Here is a 13,698-nt window from a genome sequence, read left to right as displayed (position 1 = left end):
GGCGTACGAGCGCCATGGGTTTAATGTCCAAATTCCCGATCAGTGTGATAGGGAACTCGATGGACAGGCGTCGTGACTTCTCTAAGCTGTCCTCCATGTCCAGGCGAGCCACCCCTCTCGCGGTCGTCGCAGCGGCCGCTCTGATCACCACCCTCGCGGCCTGCGCACCCGAGGAGACGCCCGCACCGGTAGGGACGGCCGCGTCGTGCACAAAGGACTCGCTGCAGACCGAGACGGCGGGCAAGCTGACGGTCGCCACCGACGACCCGGCCTACGAGCCGTGGGTCGTCGGCAACAAGCCCGAGTCCGGCGAGGGCTTCGAGGCGGCCGTCGCCTACGCGGTCGCGGAGCAACTCGGTTTCGCGAAGACCGACGTCGCCTGGACCCGGGTGACGTTCAACAACGCGATCGCGCCGGGCCCGAAGGCGTTCGACTTCGACATCAACCAGTTCTCGGTCACGCCCGAGCGCCAGCAGGCGGTCGACTTCTCGTCGCCGTACTATCTGGTCCGCCAGACCGTGATCACGCTGAAGTCCTCGAAGATCGCCAACGCGAAGACCATCGCGGAGCTGCGGTCGGCGAAGCTCGGCGCCCAGGTGGGCACGACCAGCTTCCAGGCGGTCACCGAGCTGATCAAGCCGACCGGCCAGCCGCAGGTCTACAACACCAACGACGACGCCAAGAAGGCGCTGGAGAACGGCCAGATCGACGGCCTGGTCGTCGACCTGCCGACGGCGTTCTACATCACCGGCGCCGAGCTGACCGACGGCACGATCGTGGGGCAGCTACCGCAGGTGGGCACCCCGGAGACGTTCGGCCTGCTGCTCGACAAGGGCTCGCCGCTGACGCGGTGCGTCAGCGAGGCGGTCGACAAGCTGCGCGACGGGGGCCAGCTCAAGGAGCTGGAGCAGAAGTGGCTCGCCGACACGGCGGGCGCGCCCGAACTCTCGTGACCCGGTCCGACACCGCTTTCACGCCTTCGGCCGTCCAGCTCGACCGGGTCGCCTGGCGCCGCCGCCAGACGATCCGGTCGATCCTGGTCGCGGCCCTGTCCACCGCCGTGCTCGGCGCGCTGCTCGTCTTCGCGGTCACCGGCGCGCCCGGCTGGGACCGGGTACGCCAGTCGTTCCTCGACCCGTCGATCGCGGCCGACGCGCTGCCCGACGTGCTGCGCGGGCTGTGGCTCAACATCCGGCTGCTCGTGTTCTGCGCGCTCGGGTCGCTCGGGCTCGGGTTGGTGATCGCGCTGCTGCGTACCCTGCGCGGCCCGGTCTTCTTCCCCGTGCGGGCGCTCGCGGTCAGCTACACGTACACCTTCCGGGGCCTGCCGCTGATCATCGTGATCTACGTGCTGACCCTGGGCGTGCCCGGGCTGCGGCTGCAGGGCATGCCGTCGGTGCTGGTGCTCGGCGGCGCGGCGCTCGTGCTGACCTACTCGGGCTATCTCGCCGAGGTGTTCCGGGCCGGCATCGAGTCGGTGCACCCGAGCCAGGTGGCGGCCGCGCGGTCGCTCGGGCTGACCTATCGCCAGGCGATGCGCCACGTGGTGCTGCCGCAGGCGGTGCGCAGGGTGGCGCCGCCGCTGCTCAACGACACGGTCGCGCTGCAGAAGGACGTCGGCCTCGTGTCCCTGGCCGGACCGATCGACGCGGTACGCGCGGCGCAGATCTCGACGGCCGAGCACTTCAACTACACGCCGTACATCGTCGCGGGGGTGCTGTTCGTGTTGCTCGCCATTCCGCTGATCGCGGTCACCGACTGGGTGACGCTGCGGGCGGCCCGCCGGCAGGCCGGCCGATGACCGCCGTGCTGGCGTGCCAGGGCGTGCGCAAGGTGTTCGGCTCGTCGGTCGTGCTCGACGGCCTGGACCTAGAGGTGGCCGAGCACGAGGTGGTGGCGCTGATCGGGGCGTCGGGCTCGGGCAAGTCGACGCTGCTGCGCTGCGTCAACCTGCTGGAGGAGCTCGACGACGGCACGATCCACCTGGACGGGTCGCACATCACGGATCCGAGGGTCAACCCCGATCTGGTACGCCGGAAGATCGGCATCGTCTTCCAGTCGTACAACCTGTTCCCGCATCTGTCCGTTCTGGACAACATCACGCTGGCGCCGGTACGGGTGCACAAGCGCTCGGTCTCCTCCGCGCGTGCGCAGGCTCTCGAGCTGCTGACCCGCATCGGCCTGGCGGACAAGGCCTCGGCCTATCCCGACCGGCTCTCCGGCGGCCAGCAGCAGCGGGTGGCGATCGTCCGCGCTTTGGTCAACGCGCCGCGGCTGCTGCTGCTGGACGAGGTGACGTCGGCGCTCGACCCGGAGCTCGTCGGCGAGGTGCTCGACCTGATCAGCGACCTCAAGCGCGACGGGATGACGATGGTGCTGGCGACGCACGAGATGAACTTCGCGCGGCAGGTGGCCGACCGGGTGTGCTTTCTGGACGGTGGCCGGATCGTCGAGCAGGGTCCGCCTTCGCAGGTGCTCGACGCACCGGTCGAGCCGCGCACCCAGCAGTTCCTGCGCCGGCTGGCGCCGGCATGAGCCTGCCCGACCTGCTGGCCGCGGCGCGGCCGGGTGTGCTGCTGTTCAGCCTGACGCCACCGCGCAGCAGCGCCACACCCGAACGGGTGAAGGAGATCGCGGCGGTGACGCTGGACCGCCTGGCGGCGCTGGACCTGGACGGCCTGATCCTCTACGACATCGACGACGAGTCGGACCGCAACCCGGCGGAGCGCCCGTTCCCGTATCTGCCCACAATGGACCCGGCGGAGTACTGGTCCTCCTACCTCGGTGGCTTCCCGCTGCCCGTGGTGATCTACCGCTGCGTGGGCAAGTACGCCCCGGACGACCTGCGGTCGTGGCTGCGCGCCGCGGACCCGACGCGGCTCCTGACGGTGCTGGTCGGCGCCTCGTCGGGCGACAAGCCGGCCCGCACGAGTCTGCGCGAGGCCCAGGCCCTCCGTGCGGCGGTGGCCCCTTCGCTGCCGCTGGGCAGTGTGGCCATCTCGGAACGCCGCGACGAACACCTGCGGATGCTGACCAAACAGGACCGCGGCGCGACGTTCTTCGTGTCGCAGGTGGTCTACGACGTGAACGAGACGAAGAACCTGGTCTCGGACTACTACTACGAATGCGCGGCCCGCGGCGTGACCCGCCGCACGGTGATCTTCACGCTGTCGCTCTGTGGGTCCCTGAAGACCCTGGAGTTCCTGGGTTGGCTCGGGGTCGAGGTGCCGCGGTGGCTGCGGACGTCGATCCGGCAGTCGCCGGACCCGCTGTCGGAGTCCTACCGGCAGACGATGGCGATCGCCCGGGACCTGGCGACGTTCTGCGACCACCTGGGCATGCCGTACGGCTTCAACGTCGAAAGCGTCTCGATCCGCCGCGCGGAGATCGAAGCCACCACGGACCTGGCCGCCGACGTCGCGGCCCTCCTCCCACGGCGCTGATCGACGACAACCGTCTACAGTGTCCGCATGCGCGGAGCGTGGTCGGCTGGTAACCCGGGTGGGCATGGGTGAGTGCACGTCAGTCCTGGGCCGCGCCGGCGCTACCGGCCGGGCCGCGGTCCGCGCTGATCATCGCGACCACCGGGTACGACGACGAGTCGTTGCGTCAGCTTCGGTCGCCGGGCCGGGATGCCGGCGAGTTGGCCGCGGTGCTGGGGGACGCGGCCGTCGGCGGCTTCGCGGTGACGCCGGTGCTGAACCGGACCGGCGCCGAGATCCGGTTGGCGATCGAGGACTTCACGACCGGGTGCAAGCCGGCGGATCAGGTGCTCGTCTACCTTTCGTGTCACGGGTTGCTCGACGCGCGCGGGCGGCTCTGCTTCGGCGGGACCGACGTGCGGCGGGACCGGGTCTCGGCCACCGGCGTGGGGGCGACCTGGCTGTTCGAGCGCCTCGACGAGTGCCGGGCCACCCGCCAGATCGTCATCCTCGACTGCTGCTTCAGCGGCGCGTTCGCCACGGACCGGAAGAGCGCCGACGACGTGGGCCTCGATCATTTCCAGGGCCGGGGCAGGGTTGTCCTGACGGCTTCGCGGGCCACCGAGTACGCCTTCGAGGGCACGACCGCCCACGACACCCTGCCCGGCGGATCGGTCTTCACCGAGGCGCTGGTCCACGGCCTCCGCAGTGGTGCCGCCGACACCGACGAGGACGGCCTCGTCACGGTGACGGAGGCGTACGGGTTCGCCTACGCCCGGGTCCGCGCGGCCGGCGCGGGCCAGACCCCGCAACTCTGGTCCTTCGGCACCGAAGGAAACATCGTCCTGGCCCGCAACCCGGCGGGGATGACCGTGACCCCGGCCCTCCTGCCCGACAACGTCCGCGTCGCCCTGGTCGACCCACACCCGTCGATCCGCATCGGCGCGGTGGAAGCCCTGGGGGAGTGGCTGTCACACGACGCACCGTCGGAGGTGGTGGCGGCCCGGCAGGCGTTGCAGCGCGTGGTCCAGCACGACATCCCCCGCGTGGGCGACGTCGCGCACGCGCTCCTCGACCCCGCTGACTCGACCCCGTCGGACGTGGACGCGGCGCGCCGCGCGGCCGAGGCGATCGTGGCCGAGGCCGAAGCGACGCGGCGCCTGGCCGTCGAGGACGCGGCAGGCATCCGCGAGCAGGCCCGGAAGGATGCTTTCGGCATCCAGGAGCATGCGGTCGGGGACGCCATGGCCATCATCGACGACGCCGAGTCCCGCGCGGCGTCAACCCGACGCGCGGCCGTCGAGGAAGCACGGCGGGAAGCGGAGGCGATCCGCGAGGCGGCCCGGGCGGACGCGTCCGGGATCCGCGACGAGGCGGCGGGAAAAGCCGCGACCGTCGTCGAGACGACGGTCGCGGACGCGCGGCGGGAGGCGGAGGCGATCCGCGGGGCGGCGCGGGCGGAGGCTTACGCGATCAACCAGAACGCGGCGGCGGAAGCCGCGGCCATCATCGCCGGGGCGCGGGACGCGGCGGCACGGACCCAGCGGCGGACCGGCGTCGGGCGGGCGCCTACAGCGGGAGTTCGCGCTGACGAGGGCCCGACCTGGTTCGCGCGGGTACGTGCCACGCTGGCCAAACTGGGTGAGACCGACTCCCCTCCGCCGGTCGCGGCCCGGGCGCCGAAAGTCGGCGCGAAGCCGGTCCGGAAAGCGGCCAAACGGCCAACCTAGGCCGCGCAGGCGGCCTCCAGCCGGCCGGCCAGGCGTTCGACGGTGGTGCGGGCCTCGGCGGGGGCCGTGAGGTCGTTCGGGTCGTTGAGCTTGTCGATGTCGTGGGCGCCGTCCAGGAGGGCCGCCCGGATCCGGGGGTCCACGTCCTGGGCGGCCAGGGCCGACAGCGTGCGGGACCAGGTCGACATCGCCGCCCGTAGCGCCTGCTCCGCCTCGTCGGTCTTCGCGTCGATCGTCTTCTGGTCCATGTCCTGGACCGCCAGGATCTTCAGGGTGTCGACCGTACCCGTGAAGGCGGTCGCGCCCGAGCGGCTGACCTTGATCGCCTCAGCGCAGGCGCCGAGGGTCGCCGGGTGGAAGCGGGCCGGCGCCGACGGGGCAGGGGGCGACGGCGCCGGTGTCGGGGGCTCCGACGAGCAGGCTGCGGCGAGGGCCAACGGCAGCACCACCAGCGCGGCCAGCGCGCGCCTGATCATTTCGCCACCACCTCGGCCGGGACGAGGACCTGGTCGACGCCGTCCACGAGCAGCGCGGCGGATAGGGTCACGACGAGCAGAATCATCGGGCACGCACGCACGGCGTACACGGTAGGCAATGATCACCAGTCCCGGTGGCCCCAGGAGGGTGCCCGTTTCGCGGGTGAGCGTCCCACCTGGTAGTCTTGTTGCCGTCGACCATGTCGTTCGTGTGCGTGAGCACCCGTGCGGCGGTGAAGCGGAGCGCCTGCTCCCACCCGCGCCTCCTCGAGAGAGCCGGGTCCGGTCAGCCGATCGGCGAGCCTTGACGGGCTCCCGGGCGGCGAGTGCACGCGTTCGCGCGTGCCGACCGGTCGAGCGGGCCCTGGCATGCGCCGGGGCCTTCTGCTTCTCCTCGGTTGGCGAAGAAGCTGCGACCGCAGCGACTAACAAGGCAACGAGGAGGCCTCATCAGCGTCGAACCACGCGTCAACGAGCAGATCCGGGCACGAGAGGTCCGACTGGTCGGTCCTGAAGGCGAGCAGGTGGGCATCGTCCCGCTCGAGCGCGCGCTTCAGCTGGCGGCGGATGTAGACCTGGACCTGGTCGAGGTTGCGCCCATGGCGCGCCCGCCGGTGTGCAAGCTCATGGACTTCGGCAAGTTCAAGTACGAGAGCGCACTGAAGGCTCGCGAAGCACGGCGTAACCAGCAACAGACGGTCATCAAGGAAATGAAGCTCCGTCCGAAGATCGACCCGCACGACTACGAGACCAAGAAGGGTCACGTGGTGCGGTTCCTCAAGGCCGGAGACAAGGTCAAAGTAACGATCATGTTCCGTGGTCGCGAGCAGAGCCGTCCGGAGCTTGGCTACCGACTGCTGCGCCGGCTCGAGTCCGAGATCTCGGAGCTGGGATATGTCGAGGCCGCGCCGAAGCAGGACGGCCGCAACATGATCATGGTGTTGGCTCCGCACCGGGCAACCAAGGCCGCAGCCGTCGCTGCGAACACCAAGGGCGCTCCGCGCGAGCAACGGAGCGAGGACGCCGCCGAGGCGTCGCCGGCCACCGCGGCCGGGCCCGCCGGAAATCCCGGCGAGTGACAGGGGAGAAGACGTAACAAGATGCCGAAGATGAAGAGCCACACCGGCACGGGCAAGCGCGTCCGCGTCACCGGCGGCGGCAAGATCGTTCACGAGCCCGCCGGCAAGCGCCACAAGCTCGAGGGCAAGTCCTCGACCCGTACCCGTCGGCTGTCCGGCACCGAAGAGATTTCGAAGGCCGACACCAAGCGCATCAAGAAGCTGCTCGGCCGCTGACGCGCGCCACCGATCTAAGGAGAACACTCGATGGCACGCGTCAAGCGGGCGATTAACGCCCAGAAGAAGCGCCGCACATTGCTCGAGACCGCGAGCGGTTACCGCGGTCAGCGCTCCCGCCTGTACCGCAAGGCCAAGGAGCAGGTGCTGCACTCGATGCAGTACGCCTACCGTGACCGGCGCGACCGCAAGGGTGACTTCCGCCAGCTGTGGATCACCCGGATCAACGCGGCCGCCCGCGCCAACGGCATGACCTACAACCGGCTGATCCAGGGCCTCAAGCTGTCCGGGATCGAGGTCGACCGCAAGATCCTGGCCGACCTGGCCGTGCACGACGAGGCCGCCTTCGCGGCGATCGTCGAGGTCGCCAAGGCCGCCGTCGCGGCCGAGGGCACGGGTGCGCAGAAGGCCGCCTGAATGACCGCAAGGCGCCTTGCCGCGAAGCGGCAAGACGGCTGAGGACGGGTTGGTTGATCAGGTTGGCCCAGCACCACCAGCGACCCGGGGTAGCTCCGTTCACCGAACGGACGCCCCGGGTCATTGCTGCCCGGCGCCTGCAGCGGCGGCGCGAGCGGGACGAGACGGGCCTGTTCCTGGCCGAGGGCCCGCAGGCGGTCCGCGAGGCGATCGCAGCGGACGCGATGAAGGAACTCTTCGCCACCGCCGAGGCCCAGGACCGTCACCCCGACCTCACCGAGACGGCCACCCTGGTCACGGACAGCGCCATCGCCGCGCTGGCCGAGACCGTCGCGCCGCAGGGGCTCGTCGCGGTCTGCCACCAGAATGGGGTACGGCTCCACGACGCGCTCGCCAAACAGCCGCGCCTCGTCGCCGTGCTCGCCGAGATCCGTGACCCCGGCAACGCCGGCACGATCCTGCGCACCGCCGACGCCGCCGGCGCCCAGACGGTGGTCTTCGCCGGTGACGCCGTCGACCCGTACAACGGGAAATGTGTCCGGGCCAGCGCGGGCAGCGTCTTCCACACGGATCTGGTCCGCGCCGCGGACGCCGCCGCGACGGTGGAGGAGCTGAAGAGCGGCGGCCTGACGGTCCTCGCCGCCACCGGCTACGGCGACACCGACCTCGACGACCTCGCCGACAACGGCGGCCTCGGGGAACCCACGGCCTGGCTGTTCGGCTCCGAGGCGCACGGCCTCCCGGACGCCCTGCTGGCCGCCGCCGACCGCCGCGTCCGGGTGCCGCTGCACGGCCGCGCCGAGAGCCTCAACCTGGCCGCCGCGGCCGCCGTCTGCCTCTACGCGAGCGCCCGAGCCCTGCGCCGGGCGGCGTCCGCCCGACCGTAGACTTGTCAGGTTGCCCGCCGAGGGAGAGTCATGTCCTACCGCAACGACCCGTACGACCCGAAGCAGGTCGCCTATCTGGACCCGGCCGCGCTCGACGCCGCGATCGCCGAGGCCGACAAGGCGTTCGCCGGCGCGGCCGACCCGGACGCGCTGACCCAGCTACGCCACCTGCACCTCGGCGACAAGGCGCCGGTGTCACTGGCCCGCCGGGAGATCGGCGCGCTGCCGCCGGCCGCCAAGTCCGACGCCGGCAAGCGGGTCAACGAGGCCCGGCGGCAGATCCAGGACCTGTTCGACGCCCGGTCCGTGGCCCTCGCGGCCGAGCAGGAGCAGCGGGTGCTGGCCGAGGAGCGGGTCGACGTCACCCTGCCGTGGGACCGCCGGCCGCGCGGCGCCCGGCATCCACTGAGCACGCTGATGGAGCGCATCGGCGACCTGTTCGTCGGCATGGGTTACGAGATCGCCGAAGGCCCCGAGGCCGAGCTCGAGTGGACCAACTTCGACGCGCTGAACATCCCGCCGGACCACCCGGCGCGCGGGCTGATGGACACGTTCCACATCGCCCCCGAGGGCAGCGGTCTGGTGCTGCGCACCCACACGAGTCCGGTGCAGGCGCGGGCGATGCTGACCCGTACCCCGCCGATCTATGTCATCGCGCCCGGTCGCGTCTACCGCACCGACGAGCTCGACGCCACCCACACCCCGGTGTTCCACCAGGTCGAGGGCCTGGTCGTCGACCGCGGCATCACGATGGCCCACCTGCGCGGCACGCTCGACCACTTCGCGCGGGCGATGTTCGGCCCGGACGCGCGCACCCGGTTCCGGCCCCACTACTTCCCCTTCACCGAGCCGTCGGCCGAGTTCGACATCTGGTTCCCGCAGCACCGCGACGGTCCACAGTGGGTCGAGTGGGGCGGCTGCGGCATGGTCAACCCGCGGGTGCTGCGCGCCTGCGGCATCGACCCGGACGAGTTCAGCGGTTTCGCGTTCGGGATGGGCATCGAGCGGTCACTGATGTTCCGCCACGGGATCAGCGACATGCGCGACATGGTCGAGGGTGACGTGCGCTTCACACGTGCGTTCGGGATGGAGCTGTAGATGCGGGTCGCACTGTCCTGGCTGCGCGAGCACGTCGACCTGTCGGCCGACCTCTCCGCCGACGCCCTCGAGGCCGCCCTGGTGGGCCTGGGCATCGAGGTCGACTCCATCGTGGACCTCCGCACGACCGTCCAGGGTCCGTTGGTCGTCGGCCGCGTGCTGACCGTCGAGGAGCTGACCGGCTTCAAGAAGCCGATCCGGTTCTGCACGGTCGACGTCGGCGACGCCAACGGCACCGGCGCGCCGCAGGAGATCGTCTGCGGCGCCAGCAACTTCGCGCCCGGCGACCTGGTCGTGGCGATCCTGCCCGGCGGCGTGCTGCCCGGCGGGTTCGAGATCGGCGCCCGCAAGACCTACGGCCACATGTCGGCGGGCATGATCACCTCCGCCCGCGAGCTGGGGCTCGGCGACGACCACGACGGCATCGTCGTGCTCCCGCCGGACACCGCCGCGGCGCCCGGCCAGGACGCGCGGCCCGTCGTCGGGCTCGACGACGTCGTGGTCGAGGTCGAGATCACCCCCGACCGCGGGTACGCGATGTCGGTGCGCGGCATCGCCCGCGAGCTGGGGCTGGCGCTGGGCGTGCCGTTCCACGACCCGGCCCTCGCGTCCGCGCCCGGCGCCACGGCCGAGCCGGCGTACCCGGTCGACGTGCGCGACCCGATCGGCTGCGACCGGTTCGCGGCCCGGGCCGTCCGCGGCGTCGACCCCGCCGCCGTCACGCCCGGGTTCATCGCCCGCCGGCTCACCCAGGCCGGCATCCGGACGATCTCGCTGCCGGTCGACATCACCAACTACCTGATGCTCGAGCTCGGCCAGCCGATGCACGCGTTCGACCTCGAGCGGCTGCGCGGCCCGCTGGTCGTCCGCCGGGCCACGGCGGGGGAGAAGCTGACCACGCTCGACGGGGCGGCCCGCACGCTCGACGCCGAGGACATGGTCATCTGCGACGACACCGGGCCGATCTCGCTGGCCGCCGTGATGGGCGGCGAGACCAGCGAGGTGCACCCGGGCACGGTCGACGTGCTCTTCGAGGCGGCGCACTGGGACCCGGTGATGGTCGGTCGCACCGCCCGCCGGCACAAGCTGTTCAGCGAGGCCGCCAAGCGCTGGGAGCGCGGCGTCGACCCGGCGCTGCCGCTGGTCGCGCTGGCGCGGGCGGTCGAGCTGATGACGACGTACGGCGGCGGCACCGTCGGCGCGGAGATCCTCGACTTCGACGCCGTGGTCGCGCGTACGCCCGTCGACATGGCCGTCGACCTGCCCACCCGGCGGGTCGGCGTGACCTACGAGCCCGCCCGGGTGGTCGCCCTGCTCGAAGCGGTCGGCTGCACCGTCACCGTCGACGGCCAGCGGGTCAGCGCCGTGCCGCCGACCTGGCGCCCCGACCTGACCGACCCGGCCGACCTGGTCGAAGAGGTCGTCCGCCTCGACGGCTACGACAACGTGCCGGGGCGGCTGCCGCTGGCCCCGGCGGGCCGGGGGCTGACCGACGCGCAGCGCCGCCGCCGCTCGGTGGCCCGCGCGCTGGCCGAGACCGGGCACGTCGAGGTGCTGTCGTACCCGTTCGTCGGCACGCCGGCCCTGGACGCGCTCGGCATCCCCGACGACGATCCGCGCCGGGCGCTGGTCAGGCTGGCCAACCCGCTCTCCGACGAAGAGCCCTACCTGCGCACGACGCTGCTGCCGCCGCTGCTGGCCACGCTGCGCCGCAACGTCGGCCGGGGCGCCCGCGACCTCGCGCTCTACGAGGTCGGCGTGGTGTTCCAGGCCCGCCCCGACGCCGGCGCGCCGCCAGTGATGGGCGTCGACGACCGGCCGGCCGAGTCGGTCTTCGCCGCGGCCGACGCGGTGGTGCCGGCGCAGCCCTGGCACGTCGCCGTCGTGCTGGCCGGCGAGGCCGAGCCGGCCGGCTGGTGGGGCGGCGGGCGCCAGGCGAGCTGGGCCGACGCGGTCGAGGCGGCCCGGACCGTGCTGGACACCGCGGGCATCCCGGACGAGCGGGTGACCGTGCGGTCGGCGGCGATGGCCCCCTGGCACCCCGGCCGGTGCGCGGAGATCGCGGTCGACGGCGTGGTCGTCGGCTGGGCCGGCGAGCTGCACCCGAGCGTGCTCGGCGCGCTGGACCTGCCCAAGCGCACCGCCGCGGTCGAGTTCGACCTGGACGCGCTGCCGGCGGCCCCGGTGACCCCGGCGCCCCGGGTGTCCGGTTTCCCGCCGGCCCTGATCGACGTCGCGCTGGTGGTCGGCGAGGGCGTGCCCGCGGCCGACGTCCAGGCGGCGATCGTGGCCGGCGCCGGTGAGCTGCTCGAGTCGGTGCGGCTGTTCGACGTGTACGCGTCGGAGCAGCTCGGCGCGGGGCGCAAGTCGCTCGCCTACAAGCTGACCTTCCGGGCGCCGGACCGCACGCTGACCGTCGAGGAGGCGGTGGCGGCCCGCGACGCCGCGGTTGCGGAGGCGGCCGACAGGTTCGGGGCGACGCTGCGCGGCGCATAGGGGATCCACCACGGAGGCCGCCCGGGCGCACGCCCGGGCGGCCTCTTCCGTTAGCCTGCGGAGGTTGTCGACCGAACGATGTTCGCGTTCCCGTCCGGATCAGCTGAACGACCGAAGGTCGGTGGCCTCGCGCCACGTTAGGCTGCGGGCGGCTGCGCCCCGCACGAGCAGGAGTCGAACTCTTGGATGGCAACATCACGGCCGTGATCCCGGCCGTTCCGGCGGCCGGTCAGGAAACGGTCGACGACCGGCCGGCGCCGCGCCGCGGCCGGTGGCGCCGGATCCTGCTCGAAGCGCTCGCGCCGCTCGCCCTGGTCGTCATCACCTTCGTCATCCACGACGTGCCGACCGCGATCCGGCTTCCCTACTGGCTGGACGAGGCCTGGGTCGCCGCCTCCACCCGCCTGCCGTTGCACGATCTGCCGACCACCACCAGCTCGACCCCGATCGGCTGGAGCGCCCTGCTGCGGCTCATCCCCGACCTCGACTGGCTGCGCCTCCTGCCGATCGCCTTCCTGGTGCTCTCGGTGCTCGGCGGCTACGCCCTCGCCGCGGTGCTGCCCTGGCCGTCGACCGTGCACCGCGTGGTCGCCGGCCTGGTGACCGGCGTCGCCGTGGCCCTCGTCCCGGCCCAGCACCTGCGGCACGACCTCAAGCAATACACGGCGGACGCCGCGGTCACCCTGGCCCTGCTGGCCCTGGCCGGGTTCGTCGAGGCGAAGTGGTCGCGCAAGCGGCTCGGCCTGCTGCTCGGCGCGGCCTGCGTGGGCGTGCTGATCAGCCACACCACGACCCTGGTCGGCGGCTGCGTGGCGGGCGGGCTCGTGCTCGCCGCCCTGGCCAAGCGGCAGTGGCGCCAGGCCCTCGAGGCGACGGTCACCGGCGCGGTGATGCTGGTCGTGTTCGGCCTGTCCTACTTCGGCCTGGCCAAGGGCGGCGACAACGCCGCGATGGCCAACTACTGGGACGACTACTTCCCGAAGGTCGGCGAGCTGCCGGGCTACATCGACGGCCGGGCCACCTCGCTGCAGCCTTATCTGGGCACCAACTGGATGTTGCTGCTGGTGCTCGCGCTGGCGGGCATCGTCACCGTGGGCCTGCTCGGCCGGCCGGCGATGGCGGGCGCCGCGCTGCTGCTCCTGCCCGCGGCGGTCGTGGCGGGCGTCGTCCGCATGTACCCGCTGCTCGACCTGCGCACCTCGCACTTCCTGCTGGTCTGGCTGGTCGCCTTCGCGGCGATCGGCGTGGCCGGCATCGGGACCCTCGTCGGCCGGCTGCTGCTGGCGCGGCGGTCACCCGCCGGCGCCTCGGTCGTCGCCGCCGCGCTGGCGGTCGCCCTGCTCGGCGGCTACGCCTACCGGACCTCCGACTGGTTCCGCTTCGACGGCTGGGAGTTCGGCGTCCGCAGCCCGGCGACCTCGGAGAACACCCGCCAGCCGGTCGCGTTCGTCTGGGCCAACCGCAAGCCGGGCGACATCGTGCTGGTCAGCGGCTCGGCCTCGTACGGGTTCGCGACGTACTGGCCCGCCCAGCCCGGCTACCGGCTCGACCAGGGCGTGGCCGTGGGCTGGCAGCCGACGTACCCGGACGCCTCGATCGTGATGTCGACCGGGCGCGACGCGGCGGCGATCCACGGCGCGATCGTGACGGCGACCGGAATGGCCGCGAAGGCCGGGCCCGACGCGGTGGTCTGGGTGATCCGCTCGCACATGAACAAGACCGAGAAGACCGTCTGGAAGACCGAGCTCGAGAAGCTGACGTACGACACGACGCCGACCGGCGGCGAGGCGGCGCTGCGGCTCACGGATTGGTGACCCACTAACGGGTACGAGTCGGGACCCGTCCGGGTTTCGGGCGGTTTGACGGCGCCTGCGGGG

13 protein-coding genes are annotated in these 13,698 nt (G+C 72.2%); 12 read left to right on the top strand and 1 reads right to left on the bottom strand.

The genetic code is table 11. The annotated features are described in order from the left end of the window. Positions 1-95 precede the first annotated feature (95 nt). The 5 genes from Asi02nite_RS04680 (at position 96) to Asi02nite_RS04660 (ending at position 5,152) form a co-directional block, all read left to right on the top strand. Positions 96-953 carry an ABC transporter substrate-binding protein gene (locus Asi02nite_RS04680; protein WP_203710885.1) on the top strand — a complete coding sequence of 286 codons (858 nt, stop codon included), beginning with the start codon at positions 96-98 and terminating at the stop codon, positions 951-953. Continuing rightward, on the top strand, positions 950-1,801 hold the full coding sequence (locus Asi02nite_RS04675) for an amino acid ABC transporter permease (RefSeq protein WP_239126478.1): 852 nt from the start codon (positions 950-952) through the stop codon (positions 1,799-1,801). The genes Asi02nite_RS04680 and Asi02nite_RS04675 overlap by 4 nt, the downstream gene beginning before the upstream one ends. Next, a complete protein-coding gene (locus Asi02nite_RS04670; protein ID WP_275410271.1) occupies positions 1,798-2,535 on the top strand; it encodes an amino acid ABC transporter ATP-binding protein in 738 nt (245 codons plus the stop codon). Before Asi02nite_RS04675 ends, Asi02nite_RS04670 begins: the two co-directional genes overlap by 4 nt. Continuing rightward, positions 2,532-3,443: a 5,10-methylenetetrahydrofolate reductase gene (locus tag Asi02nite_RS04665; protein WP_203710883.1), complete on the top strand. Its 912-nt coding sequence runs from the start codon at positions 2,532-2,534 to the stop codon at positions 3,441-3,443. The genes Asi02nite_RS04670 and Asi02nite_RS04665 overlap by 4 nt, the downstream gene beginning before the upstream one ends. Before the next feature lie 68 nt (positions 3,444-3,511). Continuing rightward, positions 3,512-5,152 carry a caspase family protein gene (locus Asi02nite_RS04660; RefSeq protein ID WP_203710882.1) on the top strand — a complete coding sequence of 547 codons (1,641 nt, stop codon included), beginning with the start codon at positions 3,512-3,514 and terminating at the stop codon, positions 5,150-5,152. Here Asi02nite_RS04660 and Asi02nite_RS04655 read toward each other — a convergent pair. Further along, a complete protein-coding gene (locus tag Asi02nite_RS04655; protein ID WP_203710881.1) occupies positions 5,149-5,628 on the bottom strand; it encodes a hypothetical protein in 480 nt (159 codons plus the stop codon). The two genes, Asi02nite_RS04660 and Asi02nite_RS04655, sit on opposite strands and share 4 nt — an antisense overlap. Before the next feature lie 449 nt (positions 5,629-6,077). Here Asi02nite_RS04655 and infC point away from each other — a divergent pair, with 449 nt between their 5' ends. The 7 genes from infC (at position 6,078) to Asi02nite_RS04620 (ending at position 13,635) form a co-directional block, all read left to right on the top strand. After that, complete coding sequence (gene infC / locus Asi02nite_RS04650) at positions 6,078-6,707, top strand: translation initiation factor IF-3 (protein WP_203711008.1); 630 nt, start codon at positions 6,078-6,080, stop codon at positions 6,705-6,707. Positions 6,708-6,728: 21 nt separating this feature from the next. After that, on the top strand, positions 6,729-6,923 hold the full coding sequence (rpmI, locus tag Asi02nite_RS04645; RefSeq protein WP_089255971.1) for a 50S ribosomal protein L35: 195 nt from the start codon (positions 6,729-6,731) through the stop codon (positions 6,921-6,923). A 30-nt stretch (positions 6,924-6,953) separates the two neighbouring features. Then, entirely contained in the window at positions 6,954-7,340 is a 387-nt protein-coding gene (rplT, locus tag Asi02nite_RS04640) for a 50S ribosomal protein L20 (RefSeq protein ID WP_203710880.1), read from the top strand. A 56-nt stretch (positions 7,341-7,396) separates the two neighbouring features. After that, positions 7,397-8,227 carry a TrmH family RNA methyltransferase gene (locus Asi02nite_RS04635; RefSeq protein WP_373312160.1) on the top strand — a complete coding sequence of 277 codons (831 nt, stop codon included), beginning with the start codon at positions 7,397-7,399 and terminating at the stop codon, positions 8,225-8,227. Between the two features lie 30 nt (positions 8,228-8,257). Continuing rightward, entirely contained in the window at positions 8,258-9,325 is a 1,068-nt protein-coding gene (pheS, locus tag Asi02nite_RS04630; RefSeq protein ID WP_203710879.1) for a phenylalanine--tRNA ligase subunit alpha, read from the top strand. Continuing rightward, positions 9,326-11,821 carry a phenylalanine--tRNA ligase subunit beta gene (gene pheT / locus Asi02nite_RS04625; protein ID WP_203710878.1) on the top strand — a complete coding sequence of 832 codons (2,496 nt, stop codon included), beginning with the start codon at positions 9,326-9,328 and terminating at the stop codon, positions 11,819-11,821. A 182-nt stretch (positions 11,822-12,003) separates the two neighbouring features. Further along, positions 12,004-13,635 carry a hypothetical protein gene (locus tag Asi02nite_RS04620; protein WP_203710877.1) on the top strand — a complete coding sequence of 544 codons (1,632 nt, stop codon included), beginning with the start codon at positions 12,004-12,006 and terminating at the stop codon, positions 13,633-13,635. Positions 13,636-13,698: the final 63 nt, after the last annotated feature.

The organism is Asanoa siamensis (assembly GCF_016862555.1).
Taxonomy (GTDB): domain Bacteria; phylum Actinomycetota; class Actinomycetes; order Mycobacteriales; family Micromonosporaceae; genus Asanoa; species Asanoa siamensis.
The sequence above is the reverse complement of the archived record's forward strand: the minus strand, read 5'-3'. Positions and strand labels throughout refer to the sequence as shown.